This window comes from Streptomyces sp. NPDC088766 (assembly GCF_044750845.1).
Lineage (GTDB): Bacteria > Actinomycetota > Actinomycetes > Streptomycetales > Streptomycetaceae > Streptomyces.
Window position 1 is genome coordinate 52,771 of sequence record NZ_JBIVKQ010000017.1, and the last position, 22,721, is coordinate 75,491.

The 22,721-nt window shown below is 71.6% G+C and carries 17 protein-coding genes, 1 pseudogene and 1 riboswitch; of the genes and pseudogenes, 7 read left to right on the forward strand and 11 right to left on the reverse strand.

Annotation, left to right across the window (positions count from 1 at the left end):
• Positions 1-39 precede the first annotated feature (39 nt).
• From ACIP5W_RS23235 to ACIP5W_RS23245, 3 genes are all read right to left on the reverse strand, one after another.
• Positions 40-795: a M23 family metallopeptidase gene (locus ACIP5W_RS23235; RefSeq protein WP_401476674.1), complete on the reverse strand. Its 756-nt coding sequence runs from the start codon at positions 793-795 to the stop codon at positions 40-42.
• Between the two features lie 13 nt (positions 796-808).
• Positions 809-976: riboswitch (cyclic di-AMP (ydaO/yuaA leader) on the reverse strand.
• 210 nt (positions 977-1,186) lie between these two features.
• Positions 1,187-2,575 (reverse strand): M16 family metallopeptidase, encoded by a 1,389-nt coding sequence (locus tag ACIP5W_RS23240; RefSeq protein ID WP_401476677.1) that lies wholly within the window; start codon positions 2,573-2,575, stop codon positions 1,187-1,189.
• Complete coding sequence (locus ACIP5W_RS23245; protein WP_401476680.1) at positions 2,572-3,924, reverse strand: M16 family metallopeptidase; 1,353 nt, start codon at positions 3,922-3,924, stop codon at positions 2,572-2,574. The genes ACIP5W_RS23240 and ACIP5W_RS23245 overlap by 4 nt, the downstream gene beginning before the upstream one ends.
• Positions 3,925-4,282: 358 nt before the next feature.
• Between ACIP5W_RS23245 and ACIP5W_RS23250 the strand changes: the two genes are divergently transcribed.
• Positions 4,283-6,739, forward strand: a complete 2,457-nt coding sequence (locus tag ACIP5W_RS23250; protein WP_401476683.1) for a DNA topoisomerase (ATP-hydrolyzing) subunit A — start codon at positions 4,283-4,285, stop codon at positions 6,737-6,739.
• Here ACIP5W_RS23250 and ACIP5W_RS23255 read toward each other — a convergent pair.
• Entirely contained in the window at positions 6,736-7,908 is a 1,173-nt protein-coding gene (locus ACIP5W_RS23255; RefSeq protein ID WP_401476686.1) for a CobW family GTP-binding protein, read from the reverse strand. The two genes, ACIP5W_RS23250 and ACIP5W_RS23255, sit on opposite strands and share 4 nt — an antisense overlap.
• 388 nt (positions 7,909-8,296) lie before the next feature.
• Here ACIP5W_RS23255 and ACIP5W_RS23260 point away from each other — a divergent pair.
• Positions 8,297-8,538, forward strand: a pseudogene (locus ACIP5W_RS23260) (hypothetical protein).
• Positions 8,539-8,774: 236 nt separating this feature from the next.
• On the opposite strand, the gene ACIP5W_RS23265 reads toward ACIP5W_RS23260, so the two are convergent.
• Complete coding sequence (locus ACIP5W_RS23265; protein WP_401476916.1) at positions 8,775-9,938, reverse strand: citrate synthase/methylcitrate synthase; 1,164 nt, start codon at positions 9,936-9,938, stop codon at positions 8,775-8,777.
• A 98-nt stretch (positions 9,939-10,036) separates the two neighbouring features.
• Here ACIP5W_RS23265 and ACIP5W_RS23270 point away from each other — a divergent pair, with 98 nt between their 5' ends.
• From ACIP5W_RS23270 to ACIP5W_RS23285, 4 genes are all read left to right on the forward strand, one after another.
• Positions 10,037-11,293 carry a citrate synthase family protein gene (locus tag ACIP5W_RS23270; RefSeq protein ID WP_401476689.1) on the forward strand — a complete coding sequence of 419 codons (1,257 nt, stop codon included), beginning with the start codon at positions 10,037-10,039 and terminating at the stop codon, positions 11,291-11,293.
• 133 nt (positions 11,294-11,426) lie between these two features.
• The gene (locus ACIP5W_RS23275; RefSeq protein ID WP_401476692.1) at positions 11,427-12,368 is read left to right on the forward strand and encodes a sucrase ferredoxin; all 942 of its coding nucleotides are present in this window, start codon (positions 11,427-11,429) and stop codon (positions 12,366-12,368) included.
• 127 nt (positions 12,369-12,495) lie between these two features.
• On the forward strand, positions 12,496-14,178 hold the full coding sequence (locus ACIP5W_RS23280) for an ATP-binding protein (RefSeq protein WP_401476695.1): 1,683 nt from the start codon (positions 12,496-12,498) through the stop codon (positions 14,176-14,178).
• On the forward strand, positions 14,175-14,855 hold the full coding sequence (locus ACIP5W_RS23285; protein ID WP_401476698.1) for a response regulator: 681 nt from the start codon (positions 14,175-14,177) through the stop codon (positions 14,853-14,855). The genes ACIP5W_RS23280 and ACIP5W_RS23285 overlap by 4 nt, the downstream gene beginning before the upstream one ends.
• Positions 14,856-14,933: 78 nt before the next feature.
• On the opposite strand, the gene ACIP5W_RS23290 is transcribed toward ACIP5W_RS23285, so the two are convergent.
• The 6 genes from ACIP5W_RS23290 to ACIP5W_RS23315 form a co-directional block, all read right to left on the reverse strand.
• Positions 14,934-16,526: a cation acetate symporter gene (locus ACIP5W_RS23290; RefSeq protein ID WP_401476701.1), complete on the reverse strand. Its 1,593-nt coding sequence runs from the start codon at positions 16,524-16,526 to the stop codon at positions 14,934-14,936.
• On the reverse strand, positions 16,523-17,083 hold the full coding sequence (locus tag ACIP5W_RS23295; protein WP_401476704.1) for a DUF485 domain-containing protein: 561 nt from the start codon (positions 17,081-17,083) through the stop codon (positions 16,523-16,525). Before ACIP5W_RS23295 ends, ACIP5W_RS23290 begins: the two co-directional genes overlap by 4 nt.
• 81 nt (positions 17,084-17,164) lie before the next feature.
• Complete coding sequence (locus tag ACIP5W_RS23300) at positions 17,165-17,848, reverse strand: response regulator (protein WP_401476707.1); 684 nt, start codon at positions 17,846-17,848, stop codon at positions 17,165-17,167.
• Positions 17,845-18,996 (reverse strand): sensor histidine kinase, encoded by a 1,152-nt coding sequence (locus tag ACIP5W_RS23305; protein WP_401476710.1) that lies wholly within the window; start codon positions 18,994-18,996, stop codon positions 17,845-17,847. The genes ACIP5W_RS23300 and ACIP5W_RS23305 overlap by 4 nt, the downstream gene beginning before the upstream one ends.
• Complete coding sequence (locus tag ACIP5W_RS23310) at positions 18,993-19,526, reverse strand: DUF1453 domain-containing protein (RefSeq protein ID WP_401476713.1); 534 nt, start codon at positions 19,524-19,526, stop codon at positions 18,993-18,995. The genes ACIP5W_RS23305 and ACIP5W_RS23310 overlap by 4 nt, the downstream gene beginning before the upstream one ends.
• 240 nt (positions 19,527-19,766) lie before the next feature.
• Positions 19,767-21,890 carry a type IIA DNA topoisomerase subunit B gene (locus ACIP5W_RS23315; protein WP_401476716.1) on the reverse strand — a complete coding sequence of 708 codons (2,124 nt, stop codon included), beginning with the start codon at positions 21,888-21,890 and terminating at the stop codon, positions 19,767-19,769.
• Between the two features lie 442 nt (positions 21,891-22,332).
• Between ACIP5W_RS23315 and ACIP5W_RS23320 the strand changes: the two genes are divergently transcribed.
• Positions 22,333-22,557, forward strand: a complete 225-nt coding sequence (locus ACIP5W_RS23320; RefSeq protein ID WP_073492764.1) for a hypothetical protein — start codon at positions 22,333-22,335, stop codon at positions 22,555-22,557.
• Positions 22,558-22,721 lie beyond the last annotated feature (164 nt).

The window sequence follows — 22,721 nt, forward strand, 5'->3', positions numbered from 1 at the left end:
CGTGCGGGCCGGGGCCGTACGATCTGTCGCCGTACGTCGTCAGATGTTCACGCCGTGCTTGCGGAGGTAGGCGACCGGATCGATGTCCGAGCCGTACTCCACGCCGGTGCGGGCCTCGAAGTGCAGATGCGGGCCGGTGACGTTGCCGGTGGCGCCGGACAGGGCGATGCGCTGCCCCGGGGCCACCTTCTGGCCCACCGAGACGCTGATGGACGACAGGTGGCCGTACTGGGTGTACGTGCCGTCGTTCATCCGGATCACGACCTGGTTGCCGTAGGCGCCGCCCCAGCCGGCCTCGACGACGGTGCCGAGGCCCACCGCGTGCACGGGGGTGCCGCTGGCGGCGTGGAAGTCGATGCCGGTGTGGCTGCCGGAGGACCACAGCGAGCCGCCGGACCGGTAGCCGGTGGAGACGTAGGAGCCGCTGATCGGTGAGACGAAGGTGCTCAGGCGCTCGCGCTCGGCCGCGCGGGCGGCGCGGACCCGGGCCTCGCGCTCCGCCTCGACCTTCGCCGCGGCCTGGGCGGCGGCCTCCTTGCGCGCGGCTTCCGCCACGGCGGCCTGCTTCTGCGCGGCGGCCTGGTCGTCGATCCGCTCGGCGACCGTGTCACCGATGGTGACGACCGGAATGAGGCCGGTCTGCTCGACGGCCTTCTCCGCGGCGAGGGCGGGGCCGGAGGCGACGGTGCCAATGACGCCGGTGGTGGTGAGCGCCGCGATGCCCGCGGCGCGGGCGGTGGTGCGCTTCATCCTGCTGGGACGACGGTGCTTCCCGGTGGCGCAAGTGGACGCCATGAAGTTGAGCGGTCCTTTCCTTCCCTCTCGCCTACCGGGTTAGCTGACGGGTTCGGAGCAGGAAGGTCTCCTACGGACCCCCTCGCGGCTCGCGCGGGCGTCCGATTCACCCCAGGGACTGTCTGGTTGGGTCCCCGGCTCCCCTGGCTCGCGCCGTGCGGGGACTCGGCGATGACTGTCCGGTGCCGCGGACGCGGCGCACTGCCTGACGAACAGCCCGGTTGAAACTAGACGCGACGGCCGTCGATCCCCAAACGGAACGCGGCTTTTGTAGCGCATGCCACAGGGCAGACAGGCAGCCTTTCCCTCAATTCGGGCATCAGGGAGCCCTGGTGACACATCAGTCCACCAGGGCTCCTGCGCGCGGCCTCACGGCCGCCGGTCCGCGTTCCTACTCCGCGGAGACGACCTTCACCTCACCGATACCGAGGGCCTCGACCGGCGCCTTGATCGCCGCCGCGTCGCCGACGAGGACCGTCACCAGGCGGTCCACCGGGAAGGCGCTCACGACCGCTGCCGTGGCCTCCACGGTGCCGGTCGCGGCGAGCTGCTGGTACAGCGTGGCCTGGTAGTCGTCCGGCAGGTGCTGCTCGACCTGGTCGGCCAGCGTGCCCGCCACGGCGGCGGCCGTCTCGTACTTCAGGGGCGCCACTCCGACGAGGTTCTGCACGGCGACGTCCCGCTCGGCGTCGGTCAGCCCGCCCTCGGCGAGGGTGCGCAGCACCTTCCACAGGTCCTCCAGCGCGGGACCGGTGTTGGGGGTGTCGACCGAGCCGCTGATGGCGAGCATCGCGGCGCCCGAGCCGTCCGGCGCGGACCTGAGGACCTGGCCGAAGGCACGCACGCCGTAGGTGTATCCCTTCTCCTCGCGCAGGACGCGGTCCAGCCGGGAGGTGAGGGTGCCGCCCAGGCAGTACGTGCCGAGCACCTGCGCGGGCCACACGCGCGCGTGCCGGTCGGCGCCGACGCGGCCGATCAGCAGCTGCGTCTGGACGGCGCCAGGGCGGTCCACGATGACGACCCGTCCGGTGTCGTCGGCGGTCACCGGCGGCACCGGACGCGGCTGGGCCGCGGAACCGGTCCAGGCTCCCAGGGTGTCGCCCAGGAGCGCGTCGAGGTCGACTCCGGTGAGATCGCCGACGACCACGGCGGTGGCCGTGGCGGGGCGGACGTGCTTCTCGTAGAAGGCGCGTACGGCGGCGGAGTCGATCTTCTCGACGGTCTCCGCGGTGCCCTGGCGCGGGCGCGACATGCGCGCGGTCGCCGGGAACAGCTCCTTGGAGAGCTCCTTGGCGGCGCGCCGGGAGGGGTTGGCCAGCTCGTGCGGGATCTCGTCCAGGCGGTTGCGGACGAGGCGCTCGACCTCGCTGTCGGCGAACGCGGGCGCCCGCAGGGCGTCGGCCACGAGGCCGAGGGCCTTGGCCAGGCGGGAGGCCGGGACCTCCAGGCTGAGGCGGACGCCGGGGTGGTCGGCGTGCGCGTCGAGGGTGGCGCCGCAGCGCTCCAGCTCGGCGGCGAACTCCTCGGCGGAGTGCTTGTCGGTGCCCTCGGAGAAGGCCCGCGCCATGATCGTGGCGACGCCGTCGAGGCCGGCCGGTTCGGCGTCCAGGGGCGCGTCGAGGACGACCTCGACGGCGACGACCTGCTGTCCGGGGCGGTGGCAGTGCAGGACGGTCAGGCCGTTGTCGAGCGTCCCGCGCTCAGGAGCGGGGAACGCCCAGGGCCTGGCCTCGCCCGCACGGGGCTGGGGGTGGAAGTCCATCGCGGCGAGCTCGGTCACTGGGCCGCCTCCTCGTTCTCGTCCTCGTCGGCGGTGTTCTCGGCGGGCTCGGTGGGCTCGTAGACCAGTACGGCGCGGTTGTCCGGGCGCAGGCGGGCCTGGGCGATCTCCCGGACCTCCTCCGCGGTGATGTCCAGCACGCGCCGGACGGCGGTCAGGGCGAGCTGCGGGTCGCCGAACAGCACCGCGTACCGGCACAGTTCGTCGGCGCGGCCGGCGACCGTGCCGAGACGGTCCAGCCACTCGCGCTCCAACTGGGCCTGGGCGCGCTCCATCTCCTCGTCGGTGGGGCCCTCCTCGGCGAACCGGGCGAGCTCCTCGTCGATGGCCGTCTCGATGACGGGCACCTCGACGTCGCCGGACGTCTTGACGTCCAGCCAGCCCAGGGAGGGCGCGCCGGCCAGGCGCAGCAGGCCGAAGCCGGCGGCCACGGCCGTACGGTCGCGGCGGACCAGGCGGTTGTAGAGGCGGGAGGACTCGCCGCCGCCGAGCACGGTGAGCGCCAGGTCGACCGCGTCGCACGCGCGTGTGCCGTCCTGCGGCAGACGGTAGGCGGCCATCAGGGCGCGGGCCGGGACCTCCTCCTCGACGACCTCGCGCAGCTGCTCGCCGATGATGTCGGGCAGGGAGCCGTCACGGGGCCGGGGCTTGCCGTCGTGGGCGGGGATGGAGCCGAAGTACTTCTCGATCCAGGCGAGCGTCTGCTCCGGGTCGATGTCGCCGACGACCGACAGCACGGCGTTGTTGGGCGCGTAGTACGTGCGGAAGAACGCGCGCGCGTCCTCCAGGGTCGCCGCGTCCAGGTCGGCCATCGAGCCGATCGGCGTGTGGTGGTAGGGATGGCCCTCGGGGTAGGCGAGGGCGGTCAGCTTCTCGAACGCCGTGCCGTAGGGGACGTTGTCGTAGCGCTGGCGGCGCTCGTTCTTGACGACGTCGCGCTGGTTCTCCATGGACTCGTCGTCCAGCGCGGCCAGCAGCGAGCCCATGCGGTCCGCCTCCAGCCAGAGGGCGAGCTCCAGCTGGTGCGTGGGCATGGTCTCGAAGTAGTTGGTGCGCTCGAAACTGGTCGTGCCGTTGAGCGAGCCGCCCGCGCCCTGGACCAGCTCGAAGTGACCGTTGCCCTTGACCTGCGCGGAGCCCTGGAACATCAGGTGCTCGAAGAGGTGAGCAAGGCCGGTGCGGCCCTTGACTTCGTGGCGCGAGCCCACGTCGTACCAGAGGCACACCGCCGCGACGGGGGTCAGGTGATCCTCGGAGAGCACCACGCGCAGGCCGTTGGCCAGGCGGTGCTCGGTCGCTGTCAGGCCCCCGGAGCCTGCCTGGGCTGTGGCCGTGTGACCCATGGGCATGTACGTCCTTCCGATCGCGGGCGCGGTCGTCGAAACCGCGTTTTTCCTGCCGGTCCTGCCAGTTTTTCCTGCCGGTCCTGCCACTGTATGCAAGCGTGCGGAGCGGCGGTGGAGTTCCCGGGCGGCGTACGCCGAGAGCGAGATCGCGTAGCCTGCGGACAGCCGTGGACGAGGTGCCTCTCCGGCCGGTCCGGTCGCCGACGCCCGGGCCCCGGGACGCACTGTCGGTGCCACGGTCCACAATGGTCCGCGGAGATCCCGTCACACGCCTCAGCAAGAGTGAGCCGAAGGACGCGCGTCGACACCGACGTGAGCGCCCCGCAGGCGAGCGACCAGGAAACAGGAGGAGCCGGCAGCGATGGCCCGCCGCAGCACGAAGACCCCGCCGCCCGACGACTCGTACGAGGAGCGGATCCTCGACATCGACGTCGTCGACGAGATGCAGGGCTCCTTCCTCGAGTACGCGTACTCGGTCATCTACTCCCGCGCCCTGCCGGACGCCCGCGACGGCCTCAAGCCCGTCCACCGCCGCATCGTCTACCAGATGAACGAGATGGGCCTGCGCCCCGACCGCGGCTACGTGAAGTGCGCGCGGGTCGTCGGCGAGGTCATGGGCAAGCTGCACCCGCACGGCGACGCGTCGATCTACGACGCCCTGGTGCGCATGGCCCAGCCCTTCTCCATGCGCGTGCCCCTGGTCGACGGCCACGGCAACTTCGGCTCGCTGGGCAACGACGACCCGCCGGCCGCCATGCGGTACACCGAGTGCCGTCAGGCCGCGGCGACGAGCCTGATGACCGAGTCCATCGACGAGGACACGGTCGACTTCAACCCGAACTACGACGGCCAGGAGCGGGAGCCGGTGGCGCTGCCCGCCGCGTTCCCGAACCTCCTGGTCAACGGCTCCTCGGGCATCGCGGTCGGCATGGCCACGAACATGCCGCCGCACAACCTGGGCGAGGTCGTCTCGGCCGCCCGCCACCTGATCCGGTTCCCGAACGCGGACCTGGACACGCTGATGAAGCACGTCCCGGGCCCGGACCTGCCCACCGGCGGGCGGATCGTCGGCCTCTCGGGGATCCGGGACGCCTACGAGACGGGCCGCGGCACCTTCAAGATCCGCGCCACGGTGTCGGTGGAGACCGTGACGGCCCGCCGCAAGGGCCTCGTCGTCACCGAACTGCCCTTCGCCGTCGGCCCCGAGAAGGTCATCGCCAAGATCAAGGACCTGGTCGGCTCGAAGAAGATCCAGGGCATCGCCGACGTCAAGGACCTCACCGACCGCGAGCACGGGCTGCGTCTGGTCATCGAGATCAAGAACGGCTTCGTGCCGGAGGCGGTCCTGGAACAGCTGTACAAGCTGACGCCCATGGAGGAGTCCTTCGGCATCAACAACGTGGCGCTGGTGGACGGCCAGCCGCTCACGCTGGGCCTGAAGGAGCTGCTCGAGGTCTATCTCGACCACCGCTTCGAGGTCGTGCGGCGGCGCAGCGAGTTCCGCCGGACCAAGCGCCGCGACCGCCTGCACCTGGTCGAGGGCCTGCTCACGGCGCTCGTCGACATCGACGAGGTCATCCGGCTGATCCGCTCCAGCGACAACAGCGCGCAGGCGAAGGAGCGCCTGATCGAGCGCTTCTCCCTGTCGGAGATCCAGACGCAGTACATCCTCGACACGCCGCTGCGCCGGCTGACCAGGTTCGACCGGATCGAGCTGGAGACGGAGAAGGAGAAGCTCAGCGAGGAGATCGCCGAGCTGACCCGGATCCTGGAGTCGGACGCGGAGCTGCGCAAGCTGGTCTCGGCCGAACTGGCCGTGGTGGCGAAGAAGTTCGGCACCGAGCGTCGTACGGTCCTGCTGGAGTCGGCGGGCACGCCGGCCTCCGCCGTGCCGCTCCAGGTCGCCGACGACCCGTGCCGGGTGCTGCTCTCCTCGACGGGTCTGCTGGCCCGTACGGCGAACGCCGAGCCCTTCGGGGAGGACGCGGACGCCCGGCGGACCAAGCACGACGTGATCGTGTCGGCCGTGCCGGCCACCGCGCGCGGGGAGATCGGCGCGGTCACCTCGACGGGCCGGCTGCTGCGCATCAACGTCGTCGACCTGCCGCAGCTGCCGGACACGGCGTCCGCGCCGAACCTCTCGGGCGGCGCGCCGCTGGCGGAGTTCGTCTCCCTGGAGGGCGACGAGACAGTGGTCTGCCTGACCACGCTCGACGAGACCTCCCCCGGTATCGCGCTCGGCACGGAGCAGGGCGTCGTCAAGCGTGTGGTGCCCGACTATCCGAGCAACAAGGACGAGCTGGAGGTCATCACCCTCAAGGAGGGTGACCGGATCGTCGGCGCGGTCGAGCTGCGTACCGGCGAGGAGGACCTGGTCTTCATCACGGACGACGCCCAGCTGTTGCGCTACCAGGCCTCGCAGGTCCGCCCGCAGGGCCGCCCGGCCGGCGGTATGACGGGCGTCAAGCTCACGGACGGCGCGAAGGTGATCTCCTTCACGGCCGTGGACCCGGCGGCCGACGCGGTGGTCTTCACGGTCGCGGGCTCGCGCGGCACCCTGGACGACTCCGTCCAGACGACCGCCAAGCTGACCCCGTTCGACCAGTACCCGCGCAAGGGGCGGGCGACCGGCGGCGTGCGCTGCCAGCGGTTCCTGAAGGGCGAGGACTGCCTGTCCCTGGCCTGGGCGGGTCCCGTCCCGGCGCGGGCCGCCCAGAAGAACGGCACCCCGGTCGACCTGCCGGAGATCGACCCGCGCCGGGACGGCTCGGGCGTGTCGCTGGGCAAGCCGGTGTCGGTCGTGGCCGGGCCGCTCTAGGCCTCCTCGACCGCGTCGACCGCGTCGACCGCCTCGACCGCCTCGTCGTCGGGATCCCGGACGTAACGGAGGACGCCCCACATGCCGCGCTCGTCGGCGTGCGGGGCGTCACTCTCGCAGGCCTGCAGTTCCTTGGCCAGGGCGGCGGCCTCGATGCCGGAACCGATGAGGACGAGCTGGGTGCGGCGCTCCTCGGCGGGGCCCCAGGGCTCCGGGTAGAAGCGCAGGAAGCGCCCGACGGCGTGCACGGCATAGCGGTTGACAGGGTCGTGCGGCCCGAAGTCGACGTACCCCTTGATGCGGTACAGCCCTTCGGGACGGCTGTCGAGGAAGGGCATCAACCGGCGCGGGTCCAGCGGGACTTCGGAGACGAAGGACACGCTGTCGTAGGCGGTGTGCAGGTGGCCTGCGTGATCGCCGCGACCTTCCGGCCCGTCGGGGCCGCCCTGTTCGTCATGGGCGTGCCGCCCGTCGTGGGCCTCGTGGCCGTCGCCGCCGTCGTGACCGTCGCCGTCCTGTCGGTGCAGGTCGTCGAAGGAGAGCTGCCCCACACGCTCCTCGTTCGGCCGGCAGTCGAAGAGGAACTCGGGGTCGATACGGCCGTAGGTCGCGGGTACGACGGCGGTCCGGTCCGTAAGGGAGCGGACCAGGTCCAGGACGCGGTCGGCGTCGGGCGTCCGGTCGAGCTTGTTCACCACGACGAGGTCGGCGAGGGCGAGGTGCCGGTCGACCTCCGGGTGCCGGGCGCGGGTCTCGTCGAACTCGGCGGCGTCGACGACCTCGACGAGCCCGCCGTACACGATTCCCGGATGTTCGCTGGCGAGGACCATCCGGACGAGTTCCTCCGGCTCGGCGAGCCCGCTGGCCTCGATGACGATGACGTCGATACCGGTGGAGGGGCGCGCGAGGCGTTCGAGGTACCCGTCCAGCTCACCGGCGTCGACGGCGCAGCACAGGCAGCCGTTGCCGAGGGAGACGGTCGAGTCGCCGAGGGCGCCCGCGACGGCCATGGCGTCGATCTCGATGGAGCCGAAGTCGTTCACGATCGCGCCGATACGGCTGCCTCCGCTGCGGTGGAGGAGGTGGTTGAGCAGTGTCGTCTTGCCGGAACCCAGGAATCCGGCGAGTACGACGACCGGGATCTGCTGCGGAGTGCGGCTCTGCGTCAACGTGCGACCTCTCTGACACCTGCGCGTGCACCGGCTCGCGGTCCGGCGCGCGGTCGGGGATGGAATGCGCAGCCAGGATACGAGCTGGAGGAATCACCGCGAAGTGAACGATTGTTGGCAGCGCCCGCGGGTCGGAGGAGGCGCGCGTGGGCCGCATGGTCGACCGCCTCGTCCAGGACCTCGACGAAGCCGACACGGACGAATGGTGGGTCGTCGGCACTCCTCCCACCGACTGACGCAGAGCGGTCCCGCCGAACGGGCCAACACCCCGACACCGGCGACACGACGGGGCGTTTTCGGCCATGCAGCCACAGAGGTCTCTCAAGCACCAGTAGCGTGTGGCCTCCACCGCTCTGTCCGAGTTGATTGTTCATAAGGACCGGTGGCTTTGAAGATCGTGCGCCGCATCGGTGTGCCCCCCCCCCCAGCGCCCGTGGCAGTTCGTCCGGATCAACCTGCCCCGACGTGTTCGAGCTCAGTGACGGCAACTTCGCCGCCATCGGCACCGAGGCCACCGAGGCACTGGACGGTGAACTGCCCGCGGACGCCGCACGCGCCGACTACGAACGCATCGTCGTCGTGAGCAGGGAAACCCTGATCCGCGCCAAGGCGGACATCCCCGACGCCTGACCCACCGCCCGGGCACGCGTCCACCCGAAGACCCGTCCCGTGGCCCCTGCCCCGGCCGCACGCAACCGCTCGGCGAGCCGCGGTCACCCGGCGAGCAGCCCGGCACCCCGTCCCTGCTCGATCACCACCGATGAGGCCTGGCGCCGGAACGGCACCAGGCCACACGCGTTCTCCGGCCGCCTGCGGAGGCAGTCGCCCACCGGGTCGGTCGCCCACCGGGACGGTCGCGCTCCGGCTCAGGCCGCCGATACGGGAACGGGCGCCCGAGGTCCCACGTATCGGGCCGCGGGCCGGATGATCTTCTTGTCCTCCGCCTGCTCCAGGATGTTGGCGCTCCAGCCCACGACGCGGGCCGCGGCGAAGGTTGGGGTGAACATCTCGCGGGGCAGCCCGCACAGCTCCATGACCACGCCCGCGTAGAACTCCACGTTCGTGTGCAGTTCCCGGCCCGGCTTCAGCTCGGCGAGGATCGCCTCGACCTGGCGCTCGACCTCCACGGCGAAGTCCACGCGCGGTCCCCCGAAACCCTGGGCGATCTCGCGGAGCATGCGCGAACGCGGGTCCTCCGTCCGGTAGACGGCGTGCCCGAAACCCATGATGCGATCGCCGGCGAGAACCCGCTCACGGATCCACGGGTCGATGCGGTCGGGCGTGCCGATCGCGTCCAGGGTGTCCAGCGCACGGCTGGGGGCACCGCCGTGCAGGGGTCCCGACAGGGCGCCCACGGCGGCGACCAGGCAGGCGGCCACGTCCGCGCCCGTCGAGGTGACGACCCGGGCGGTGAAAGTGGACGCGTTGAATCCGTGGTCAATGGTGGAGATCAGATACTGCTCGACGGCACGCGTCCGCTCGGGCTCCGGCTCGGCGCCCGTCAACATGTACAGGTAGTTCGCCGCGTACGAGAGGTCGTCGCGCGGCTCGACGGGCTCGAGGCCCCTGCCCAGCCGGTGGAGCGCGGTGAGCAGTGTGGGCACGGCGGCCGCCGCGGCGAGGGTGTCCTCCCGGCGCCGGTCGGCGTCGATGTCGTACACCGGCCGGAAGCCCTTCGCGGCGCCCAGCAGCGACAGGGCCGTCCGCAGGCCGGCGAGCGGGTCGGCGCCCGCGCCGACCGCCGCGACGGCGGGCAGGGCGGCCGCCACCCGGTCGGGGAGCCTTCGCAGAGCGGCGGTCTGCGCGGCGAAGGCGGCGGCGCGGCCCGCGTCCGGCAGGTGGCCGTGGACGAGGAGATGCCAGACGTCCTCGAACGGGCGGCTGCGGGCGAGGTCGACGGCCGAGTACTGCCGGTAGTGGTAGAAGCCCTCGCGTCCCCGGACGTCACCGACCTCGGTGTCGGCGACGACGACACCGGCCAGCCCGCGCGGCACCTCGACGGGTGTGGCTGCGTACCTGTTGACGGACATGGTTTCCTCCTCGAACTTGATTCGACTGTCCATGGTTGACTAATGAAGTGTCAATATTGATTGAATCAATATATGTATCTTGTGGATACGGTGACCCCATGCGCGATCAGGAACCCGGCCCCGGCCACCCGGAACGACGGCTGACCACCAAGGAGGCCGCCGAGCTGCTCGGTGTGAAGCCCGAGACCGTGTACGCCTACGTCAGCCGCGGCCAACTGGGCAGCCGGCGCGTGCCCGGCGGCCGGGGCAGCACCTTCGACGCCCAGGAGGTCGAGGCGCTCGCGCGGCGCAACAGGCGGGAGAGCAAAGGGAGTCCGGGCACCGGCGCCGAACAGTCCGTACGCACCCGCCTCACCCTCATCCACGAGGACCGGTACTACTACCGGGGCGTCGACGCGACCGAGCTGGCCGCCCGGCACTCGTACGAAGAGGTCGCCGAATGGCTCTGGACCGGCCGGATGCGGCACGGAGCCACCTTCACCGCGCCACGGGTTGCCGTCGAGGCCGCCCGCCGCGTGGTCGACGCCCTGCCCGAACACGCAGGCCCCACCGACCGCCTGCGCGTCGCAGCGATCGCCGCCGCGGTGGCGGACCCGCTCCGCTTCGACCTGTCCGCGGACGCGGTGCTCGGCGCCGCCCGCGGCCTCATCCCGACCCTCGTCGCCGCCCTGCCGCCGAAACTGTCCACCCACCGGGACGGCGGCCCGCTGGCCCAGCGGCTGTGGGGGCGGCTGAGCCGGCAGCCCGCGGCGGAGGCGCCCCTGCACGTCCTGGACACCGCGCTCGCCCTGCTCGTCGACCACGACCTGGCCGCGTCGACGCTCGCGGTGCGGGTCGCGGCCGGCGCCCGCGTACACGCGTACGCGGCCGTCACCGCGGGGCTCGGAGTGATCGAGGGCCCTCTGCACGGCGCGGCGAGCGGGCTCGCGCACCGGCTGGTGCTCGACGTGCTCGACCGGGGCTCGGCGGGCCCCGTGATCGCGGAGGAGTTGCGGGCCGGCCGCCGCATCCCCGGCCTGGGACACCGGCTCTACACGCGGGAGGACCCCCGCGCGCGCGTCCTCTTCGCCCGCCTGGCGGAGATCCCCGAGGCGGCGCCGGCACTGGCCGCCGCCCGCGACATCGTGGACACGACGGCCCGCCACACCCCGCTGCACGCCAACGTCGACCTCGCGCTGGCGGTCCTGACGGTGTCCTGCGGCATGGAGGCGTCGGCCGGCGAGACCGTCTTCGCCGTCGCCCGGACGGCGGGCTGGATCGCGCACGCCTTGGAGGAGTACGGCGAACGTCCCCTGCGCATGCGTCCGAGCGGAATCTATGTGGGCCCGAAACCTCCCCGGCCGATCCCCGAGTAGGCCCACCGCACCGCGCCGAACAGCCGCGACGCGGCGGTGCCGGAAACCGGGCGGCACGTGCGCGCGTGCCGTGTCGAGGGACACGCGCCCCGCCGGAGGCCACTGGGCACCAAGTCAGGTTAGGCTCACCTCTGTGAGTACGTGCACGACCGTCTCGCGGGACCTCGACGAGCCCATGCCGGGGACCGCGGCCACGGCGACGACCTGGCTGCTGCTGGAACAGCCCGGCCCCTGGGGTGCCAAGGCGCTCACGTCGAGCCACCTGGATCCCTCGCTGGGCCGCGCCCTGGAGGCCGCCGCGCAGGGCACCGGCGTGCGCGTCGCGCTCATCCGCCGCCCCGGACCTCACGCCGACCTCGGCACCCCTGCCCTGCGCCAGGTGTACGCGGCCCACACCGTGCCCGGCGGGGTGTGGCTGCACAGTGCCAGGACCGATGACCCGGGCCGGCTGCTGGACCTCGACTTCGCCGCACTCGGCCGGGGCGACCACCGGACCTTCGGCACCGCGCTCGGCGGCACCCCGCACACCGGCGACCCGCTCGCCCTCGTCTGCACCAACGGCAAGCGTGACCGCTGCTGCGCCCTCCTCGGCCGCCCCCTCGCCGCCGAACTCGCCGCGTCGGGCGTGGACGGCGTCTGGGAGGTCACCCATCTGGGCGGTCACCGGTTCTCACCGACCGTGCTCGTCCTGCCGTACGGCTACGCCTACGGCCGCGCTCGGGCCCACTCCGTCGAAGAGGTGCTGCACGGCGCCCGGGAGGGCCGCATCGTCGTGGACGGCTGCCGCGGGAGCTCAGCCTGGGAACGGCCCGCCCAGGCGGCGGAGCTGGCCGTACGGAGGGCGGCCGGCGAGTACGCGGCCGAGGCCATCGCCGTCGCGCGCACACAGGGCGAGGCGCCGCGCTGGGAGGTGACCGTCACCCACGTCGACGGCCGGCACTGGCGGGTCGTCGTGGCCCAGGGCGCGTCCCTGCCACCCCGCCCGGAGAGCTGCGGGGCGGCGGTCCTGGGATCACCCGCACGGATGGACGTGGTGGCGGTGCACGAACTGAGGCCCGCGGTCCTGGTCGGCTGATCGGCCGGCCCGTACCGGCAGCTCATGCCGTGAACCGACCGCCGAACCGTTCCCTCTTGAGCCGATCAGGAGATCCACACCACACACCCCTACGGCTCTGCGGGGCCGCCCACGTACCGTCGTGGGTATGAGCCCCACTCCCCCCGTCCGTCGCCTGCGCCTCGGCCTGCCCCGGCGCGTCTTCTCGCAGGTCCTGCTCATGCAGCTGGCGATCGCCGCGGGAGTCGCCGTGCTCGCGACCGGACTGTTCCTGGCACCGCTCGGCGAACAGCTGGACGACCAGGCCATGCGCCGCGCGCTCGCCATCGCGCAGACCACCGCGGCCGTACCCCAGATCGCCGAGGACCTGCGGCGCACACAGCCGTCGGCCGACGGCCCGGTGCAGCGCGAGGCGGAGCGGATCCGTGCGGCGAGCGGGGCCGAGTACGTGGTGGTGATGGACCTCCGTGGCGTCCGCTGGTCCCACACCGAGCCGCAGGAGGTCGGCGGCCACGTCTCGACGGATCCCAGCGAGGTCCTGGCCGGCCGGGAGGTCATGGAGATCGACAACGGCACTCTGGGCCGCTCGGCTCGCGGCAAGGTACCCCTGCGCGACAGCACGGGCCGGATCGTCGGAGCGGTCTCGGTCGGCATCGAGTACGACAGCGTGCGCGCCCGGCTGATCCACGCCATCCCGGGCCTGTTCGCCTATGCGGGAGGCGCGCTCGCCGTGGGGGCGCTGGCCGCCTGGCTGATCTCCCGGCGGGTTCAGCGGCAGACCCGGGACCTGGCGTTCTCCGACATCTCGGCGCTGCTCGCGGAGCGCGAGGCGATGCTGCACGGCATCCGGGAGGGCGTCGTGGCGCTGGACCGGACCGGCCGCGTCCGTCTGCTGAACGACGAGGCCCAGCGTCTCCTGGGCATCGGGGACGAGGCGGTGGGCCGGTCACCGGACGAAGCGCTGGGTGAGGGCCGTACGTCCGACGTCCTGGCCGGCCGGGTGACCGGCACGGACCTGGTCGCCGTCCGCGGGCAGCGCGTGCTGGTCGTCAACCGGATGCCCACCGACGACGGCGGCGCCGTGGCCACCCTGCGCGACCGCACCGAGCTGGAACAGCTGGGCCGGGAACTCGATTCCACGCACGGGCTGATCGACGCCCTGCGGGCCCAGGACCACGAGCACGCCAACCGCATGCACACGCTCCTGGGGCTGCTCGAACTGGGGATGTACGACGACGCCGTGGACTTCGTCGGCGAGGTGGTCGGCGACCACCGGGCGACGGCCGAGCAGGTGACGGAGAAGATCGGGGATCCGCTGCTCGCCGCCCTGCTGGTCGGCAAGGCGACCGTCGCGGCCGAACGCGGCGTGGCGCTGCGGATCTCGGAGGGCACGCGGCTGCCCGACCGGCTGGTCGACCCGCGCGGGCTGGTGACGGTCGTGGGCAATCTGGTGGACAACGCCCTGGACGCCGTGGCGGGCGCTTCCCACGCGCGCGTGGAGGTCGAGTTGCGCGCCGAGGGCCGCACCGCCGTTCTGCGCGTACGGGACACAGGACCGGGAGTCCCGGCCGAACAGCACGAGTTGATCTTCACGGAGGGCTGGTCCACGAAGAAGCCGCCGGCCCACGGCAAGCGTGGCATCGGGCTCTCCCTGGTGCGCAGGCTCGCCGAGCGGCAGGGCGGGCGCGCATCCGTGAGCGACGCGTACGGCGGGGGCGCCGAGTTCACCGTCGTACTGCCCGAGGCACTGACCGAGGCACTGACCGAGGCCGGGCCAGAACCCGCCCTGGCCGCGTCCGCGCGCAGCACTGTCGAGGAGGAGGCGCGATGATCGAGGTCCTGGTCGTGGACGACGACACCAGGGTGGCCCGGGTCAACGCGGCCTACGTCGAGAAGGTGCCGGGCTTCCACGTCGCCGGCGTGGCGCACAGCGCGGCCGAAGCGCTCCGCCAGGTGGAGCAGTTGCCGCGACTCGACCTGATCCTGCTCGACCACCACCTCCCCGACGAGACGGGCCTGGAGGTCGTTCAGGAGATACGGGGACGCGGCCACCAGACCGACGTGATCATGGTCACGGCCGCACGGGACGTCACGACGGTGCAGGCAGCGATGCGGCAAGGCGCCCTGCAGTACCTGGTCAAGCCGTTCACCTTCGCGGGTCTGCGCGGCAAGCTGGAGGCGTACGCGGAACTGCGCCGTACGCTCGACAGCCGCGTCGAGGCCGAACAGGCCGACGTCGACCGCATCTTCGGGGCCCTGTCCGCGCCCTCGGAACCGGGGCTGCCGAAAGGGCACTCCCCCACCACGGCGGAACTCGTGCGCCAGTCCCTGATGAACGCCGAGGGGCCCTTGTCCGCCCTGGAGATCGCCGAGCGCACCGGGGTGAGCCGCCAGACCGCGCAGCGTTATCTGAAACTCCTGGAGCGCACCGGCAGAGCCCGGCTCACCCTGAAGTACGGCGACGCGGGCCGCCCGGAACACCGTTACGTGTGGGCGACCCGCGCCTGAGGACGCGGCCCGTGGACGGCGGACGAGCCCCTGAGGCCCTCCTCGTCCAGGATGGCGGCGGCTGTTCGGGGCAAGACCTCAGACGGCCCCCGCACCCGTCAGCGACCGGACCTCGGTCTCCGCGTGCTTGGCCGCGTCCGGCACCTCGGCCGAGGTGGCCGTGCCGAGCCAGCCGGCGAGGAAGCCCAGCGGGATCGAGACCAGCCCGGGGTTCTCGAGCGGGAAGATCTGGAAGTCGACGTCCGGGAAGAGCGCCTGGGGGCTGCCCGAGACCACGGGCGACAGCACCACGAGCACCAGGGACGGAACCAGCCCGCCGTAGATCGCCCAGACGGCACCGCGGGTGGTGAAGCCCCGCCAGAACAGCGAGTACAGCAGGACCGGCAGATTCGCCGACGCGGCTACGGCGAAGGCGAGTCCCACCAGGAACGCGACGTTGAGATCGCGGGCCAGCAGACCGAGGCCGATCGCGATCGCGCCGATGCCGACGGCGGCGATCCGCGCCACCGTCACCTCGCTGCGCGGTGCGACACGCCTGCGTCGCAGGGAGGCGTACAGGTCATGGGCCACCGACGCCGAGGAGGCGAGCGTGATCCCCGCGACCACGGCGAGGATCGTGGCGAAGGCGACGGCCGCCACGATCGCGAACAGCACGGTCCCGCCCGTGGAGCCGGCTCCGCCGCCCAGGTCGAGTGCCAGGAGCGGTACCGCCGTGTTGCCGGAGGCATGAGAGCCGCGTACGGCGTCCGGGCCGACGATGGCCGCCGCGCCGAAGCCCAGGACGATCGTCATGAGGTAGAAGCCGCCGATGAGTCCGATCGACCACACGACGGAACGCCGGGCGGCCCGCGCCGTCGGCACGGTGTAGAAGCGGGACAGGATGTGCGGCAGGCCCGCCGTCCCCAGTACCAGTGCGAGCCCCAGACTCATGAAGTCGAACCGTGAGATCCAGTCCCCGCCGTACTTCAGGCCGGGTGCCAGGAACGCGGCCCCGTGCCCGCTGCGCTCGGCCGCCGTGCGCAGCAACCGGTCGAAATCACCGTGGAAGCGCACCAGGACGAGCACGGTGAGCACGATCGTGCCGCCGAGCAGCAGAACCGCCTTCACGATCTGGATCCATGTGGTGGCCCGCATCCCGCCCAGCGACACATAGATCACCATGAGCGCGCCGACCCCGATCACCGCCCATGCCCGGGCGGCCTCGCCCGTGTCGCCGAGCAGGAGCGCGACCAGGCTGCCTGCGCCCACCATCTGCGCCACCAGGTAGAGGATCGACACGGTGACCGAGGCCGTCCCCGACGCGATCCGCACGGGGCGTTGGTTCATCCGCGCGGCGATGACGTCGGCAAGCGTGAAGCGCCCGCAGTTGCGCACCAGTTCGGCCACGAGGAACAGCACGACGAGCCAGGCCACGAGAAAGCCCACCGAGTACAGCAGCCCGTCGTAGCCGAAGAGGGAGATGAGTCCCGAGATGCCCAGGAAGGAGGCGGCCGACATGTAGTCGCCCGCGATGGCGAAACCGTTTTCCATGGGCGAGAACAGCCGCCCGCCCGCGTAGAACTCCTCCGCCGAACCATGCCGGCTGCGGCTCACCCACGTCGTGATTCCCAGGGTGATCGCGACGAAGACACTGAACAGCAGCAACGCCAGCGTCTGATGGTCACCGGTCACACCGCACCGCCTCGTGCCTCGCGCGTCAGTTCCTGGGTGTCCCAGCGCAGTTCGAGGGCCGCACGGTCCCTGCGCAGCCGCGCGTGCCGGGAGTAGGCCCAGGTGAGCAGGAACGTGCTGAGGAACTGCCCGAGTCCCGCCAGAAGCGCCACGTTCACCGCGCCCCACACGGGGCGGGCCATGACTCCGGGCGCGGTCGTCGCCGCCACGACGTAGGCCACGTACCAGAGGAAGAATCCGATGACCGCGGGAACGACGAACCGCCGGTACCGGCTGCGGACCTCCTGGAACGCGTCGCTCCGCTGCACCTCGAGGTACACGAGAGCCGCCGCGGCGGCCCCGTCCGTACGCTGTCGGCGGGCTGCCGGAACCTCGGTCGCGGGCGGGCCCATGGTGCCCGACTCGCCCCAGCCGGAGGCCAGTGCGTCATACCAAGGGTCGTCGTACCGCATGTCCCCGGGTGCCTCGGCGGATACCAGGCCCGCGCCTTGCCGTCGGTCGCCCGAACTCTCGGAACCCTGGTCGCTGCCGCGGGCACGGCCGTTGCTTGACTGCATGCCCAAGGATGGACAGAACGGGAAGATCCCCGACTCTTCTTCCCCTCCCACTTCACCCCATCAGGTGACGAAAAGCCCCGTTCACCCCGTCGGCGGCCGCACCAACCCCTTCCCGAACGCGTAACGCACCGCCTGCGCACGGTCCTTGAGGCCTGTCTTGGTGAACATGTTGTTGATGTGGGTCTTCACCGTCGCCGTGGACACCTGCAGTGCGCGGGCGATCTCCTGATTGCTGAGTCCCTCCGCGATCAGGACGAGCACCTCGGTCTCCCGCGTGGTCAGCCCGTCGGGCGGTCCGACGGGCGCCGTCGGTTCCGACTCGGGCTCTGAGAGGCGTTCCAGCAGCCGCCGTTGAACGCTCGGCGACAGTCCCGCGTCCCCGGACAGCACGCTCCGCACGGCCCGCAGGATCTCGTCTCCGCCCGCGTCCTTGGTCAGGTAACCCCGTGCACCCGCTCTGAGCGCGGGGAACAAGGACTCGTCGTCCCCGAAGGTCGTGAGCACCACGACCTGGGTTCCGGGATGCTCGGCACGGATGCGCCGAGTCGCCTCGACTCCGTCACAGCGGGGCATCCGCAGGTCCATGAGCACCACGTCCGGGGCGAGTTCGGCGACGAGCCGCACCGCCTCCTCGCCGTCCGCGGCGGCGCCCACGACCTCGATACCCGGCAGCAGCCCGAGCAGCATCACGATGCCTTCCCGGACGACGGTCTGGTCGTCCGCCACCACGACCCGGGCGGGCTCCGCCCCCGACTCCCCGGTCATACCGGCACCTTCAGCGTCACCACGAACCCTTCCTCACCCGGTCCGGCCTCGAGCGAACCTCCCAACAGCTCGGCGCGCTCCCGCATCCCCAGCAGACCGTACCCGCCTCCCGCCCCGGCGAGTTCGCCCGGCGGACCCCCTGAGTCCTTTACGTGCAGGGACACTTGGTCGGGCTCGTAGTCGAGGCGCAGACGCACTCTGGCTCCGGGCGCGTGCTTGCGGACGTTGGTCAGGGCCTCCTGGGCGACCCTGCGCACGGTCTGTGACACGTCGGCCGGCAGCGGTCTGCGTTCCCCCGCCACGGTGACCTCCGCGCCGGCGGTCGCCCGCACCAGCCCGGTCAGGAACTCCTCCAGGGGAGTCAGCTCACCCCGCAGCGCGGAGAGTGCCTGCCGTGTCTCGTCGAGACCGTCGCGCGCCATCCCACGCGCCGCGACCACCCGCTCGAGAATCCGGTCGCGGCCCGCGCCCCGCTCGATCAGCAGCCTGGCGGCCTCCAGGTGCACGAGTTGCGCCGAGAGGCTGTGCGCCAGCACGTCGTGGATCTCCCGGGCGATCCGGGCCCGCTCGGCCAGCGCGGCGGACTCCGCCTCCGCGGCCCGCGCGGCTCTCTCCTGGACCAGCAGCCGCTGGGCATTGCCCCGGGCCTCCGCGTCCAGGCGGAGCGCGTACCCCGCGAGGGCCATGCCACCGGTCGTGGCGGCTGCGCTCAGCCACTCGCCGCCGCTGACCAGTGCGAACGCCGCGAAGCCCGCGCCCGCCGTCGGAAGCGCGGCTGTCAGGGGCAGTCGCTCCAGAGCCGCGATGGCGGACCCGCACCACACAACGGTGGCCGGCGTCTCGAATCCCACGGCATGGACTCCGGCGGCCAGCCCCAGCAACAGAAGCAACAGGGTCACGGACGGCCACAGCCGGTGCTCGATCGTCAGGCGGAAGAACGCCCGGGCCAGCACGGCGGCCACGAGGACTCCGCCGGTCCCTGCCATTGCCGTCCGGCCATGGACACGGTCGTCGTGGAAAGCGCTCCAGAGCAGGACACCGGCCACCAGCAGCCGTACGGCCCAGGCGAGCAGACGCCTCGGTCGTGGGATCCCCTCTCGGCCGAGCGCCTCCCGGGAGGGCCAGCGCAGGAAGGCGTCCCGCATCACACGCGCTCCTTCCACCGGGACCGGGACGCGCCGTCACCGTATGCCGGGGCCAGGACGGAGGCCGGCTCCAGGGACCGCACCCGCCACGTCAGGATGCCGGAGCGGACGAGCAGGGTGGTGGCGAGAGCGAGCAGCAGGGCCGAGCCGCCCTGGTGGATGCCCACCATCACGCCGCACGCGAACAGACCCGTACGCAGGCCGGTACCGACGGCCCAGACAGCTGCGCTCGCCTTGGTGCTCCTGCTCCGCACCAAGCCGTCCGCCTCCAGCCATATGCGCGTGGTCCAGGCCCAGCCGGCTCCCACGGCGAGACCCACGAGCAGTTCCCCGGCGAGTATCGCGGCGGATGCGGCGTGATGGCGAGCGTCGAGGAGGTCGGGCTCACGCAGGGCCACGACGGCCAGGATGCCGGGCAGCACCCACCAGCGCCGGTGCCTGTCGACGCGGCCGGCGCGGAACTGCCGCACGATGACCACGGCGGCCACGGCGGCCACGGCCGCGATCAGCAGTGCGTTGACGAGCCCGGGCATCTCAGCCTCCGTGAGCGGGAAGGGCCGCCGACAGCGAGTGCCGTCGACGCCTTCGACGCTACGGAAAGGCGCGAGTCCGCAGATCGGACTCCGGGTGGATCATGGGTGGATCTCAGCGAGCCGCGCTCTCCACCCACGGGTGGAGCCCCACCGACCGCGCGTGGCCGGAACGCCGGGCGGGGCCCACCCCGGACGCCGGGTCGGCCCCGCCCGGTGGCCCGCCCGGCCCGGCGTCAACTGCTACGCGTCGATCCGCGACCGGTCCAGCGTCGCAGCCGAGCTGGAGATGAACTCCTTGCGCGGCGCCACGTCGTTCCCCATGAGCAGGTCGAACACCTGCTCGGCCGCCTCCAGGTCGGAGAGGTTGATCCGCCGCAGGGTGCGGTGACGCGGGTCCATCGTGGTCTCGGCCAGCTGATCGGCGTCCATCTCGCCGAGACCCTTGTAGCGCTGGATGGAGTCCTTGTACCGGACCCCCTTGCTCTGGAACTCCATGAGCTTGTCCCGCAGCTCGCGGTCCGAGTACGTGTACACGTACTTGCCCTGGCCCTTCTTGGGCTGGATGAGCTCGATGCGGTGCAGCGGCGGCACCGCCGCGAACACCCGGCCCGCTTCCACCATGGGCCGCATGTACCGCTGGAACAGCGTCAGCAGCAGGCACCGGATGTGGGAGCCGTCCACATCGGCGTCGGTCATCATGATGATCTTGCCGTAACGGGCCGCGTCGATGTCGAAGGTCCGCCCGGAGCCCGCTCCTATGACCTGGATGATCGCACCGCACTCGGCGTTCTTGAGCATGTCGGTCACGGACGACTTCTGAACGTTGAGGATCTTGCCCCGGATCGGCAGAAGCGCCTGGAACTCGGAGTTCCGCGCGAGCTTCGCCGTACCGAGAGCCGAGTCGCCCTCGACGATGAACAGCTCGCTGCGGTCGACGTCGTCGCTGCGGCAGTCCGCGAGCTTGGCGGGCAGGGAGGAGGACTCCAGAGCCGTCTTGCGGCGCTGGGCGTCCTTGTGCTGCCGGGCCGCGATACGCGTGCGCGCGGCGGCGACCGCCTTCTCCATGACGACCCGCGCCTGGGCCGCCGCGTCCCGCTTGGTTGACGTCAGGAACGCCTTGAGCTCCCGGGAGACCACGGTGTTCACGATGCGACGGGCCGCCGAGGTGCCGAGGACCTCCTTGGTCTGGCCCTCGAACTGGGGCTCGGCGAGCCGGACCGTGACGACGGCGGTCAGGCCCTCCAGGGCGTCGTCCTTGACGATGTCGTCCTCGGCGACGCGCAGCAGCTTCTTGGCGCGCAGCACCTCGTTCATCGTCTTGGCGACGGCCTGCTCGAAGCCCGCCACGTGGGTGCCGCCCTTGGGGGTGGCGATGATGTTGACGAAGGACCGGAGAGTGGTGTCGTACCCGGTGCCCCAGCGCAGCGCGACGTCGACGCCCAGCTCGCGGGTGACCTCCGTCGGCGTCATCTGGCCGTGGTCGTCGAGAACGGGCACCGTCTCCTTGAAGGAGCCCTGCCCGGTGAAGCGGAGGACGTCGCAGACGGGCCTGTCAGCGGCGAGGTACTCGCAGAACTCGCTGATGCCGCCATCGAAGCGGAAGGACTCCTCGCCCTTGCTGCCGCCGTCACCCAGGCCGTATTCGTCGCGGACGACGATCGTCAGGCCGGGTACCAGGAAAGCGGTCTGGCGGGCGCGCTGATGGAGGTGTTCCAGGGAGAGCTTGGCGTCCTTGAGGAAGATCTGCCGGTCTGCCCAGTAGCGCACGCGCGTGCCGCTGCGGGTCTTGGGGATCCGCTTGGTCTTGCGCAGTCCACTGGCGGGCTCGAACTTCGCGTCGGGCCCGGCGCCGGCGAACGCCCCGGGGACGCCGCGGCGGAAGCTGATCGCATGGGTGTGTCCGCCCCGGTCGACCTCGACGTCGAGCCGGGCGGACAGGGCGTTCACCACCGAGGCACCGACACCGTGCAGACCACCGGAGGCGGCGTACGAGCCACCGCCGAACTTGCCGCCGGCGTGCAGCTTGGTCATGACGACCTCGACACCGGACAGACCGGTCTTGGGCTCGACGTCGACGGGGATGCCCCGGCCGTTGTCCCGCACCTCGACGGAGCCGTCGTCGTGAAGGATCACCTCGATGTGGTCGCCGTAGCTGCCGAGGGCTTCGTCGACGGAGTTGTCGATGATCTCCCAGAGGCAGTGCATGAGGCCACGGCTGTCGGTGGACCCGATGTACATACCCGGGCGCTTGCGTACGGCCTCGAGGCCTTCGAGGACGAGCAGGTGCCGCGCGGTGTAGTTGGAACCGTCCCGGTCTGCTCCTGCCAGCAGCGCTGTGGACGGCACGGACGTATCGGCGGTCACGCGGTTCGCTCCTCGCTGAATTTCAGATGGGCCCTCACGGGGTAAGGGCGCGGCTTCGGTCGCCGCAAAGAGGGTACCGAGGCCTGGTAGAGCCGTTGTCACGCCACCCTCCCCCGAACTCACACTAGTCCAGCGTCGCATGCGTGTTCGATCCCTCGATGGAGTGAAGTACATATCACGTTCCCTTCGAGGCATGAACCATTTAGGCTCCGGGCACGTCCTCATGAACAAACCGGCAATCCAGCCGGGAGGGCCGGACCATGACCGACAGCGCGAAACCGTACGACACGACAGACACGTAATACGGCACATTCGCCGCCAAACCGGCAGCAGACGGCCGCCTCGGAAGATTTTTTCGAGGAGAAGCCACGAGCGGGAACGTTTGGGGCTGGTTGGATGTTGACCCTGGTACGACAGCTCGTCGAGCTAGAGAAGAGGCGACGTGACTACTGTTCTGACCCCCGCGAGCCCGATGACGGCCGCTGACCGCTGCGACCGCTGCGGCGCCCAGGCGTACGTGCGCGTCGTCCTGCTCAGCGGCGGAGAACTGCTCTTCTGCGCCCACCACGGTCGCAAGTTCGAGCCGGAACTCAAGAAGATCGCCGCTGAGATACAGGACGAGACGGAGCGACTGACCGCCGTTCCCGCCTCAGAAGAAGAGCGCTGACAGTTCGCGTTCGACGACGAGCCACAACCGGCACAGGCTGGTAGCGGGGGGGGGCCCCCGGGGGCCCCGGGGGGGCCCCCCCCCCCCGGGGGGGCGGCCCCCCCCCCCCCGCCCGGGGGGCCCCCGGCCCCCCCCCCCGGCGCCCCCCCCCCCCCAGGGGGTGA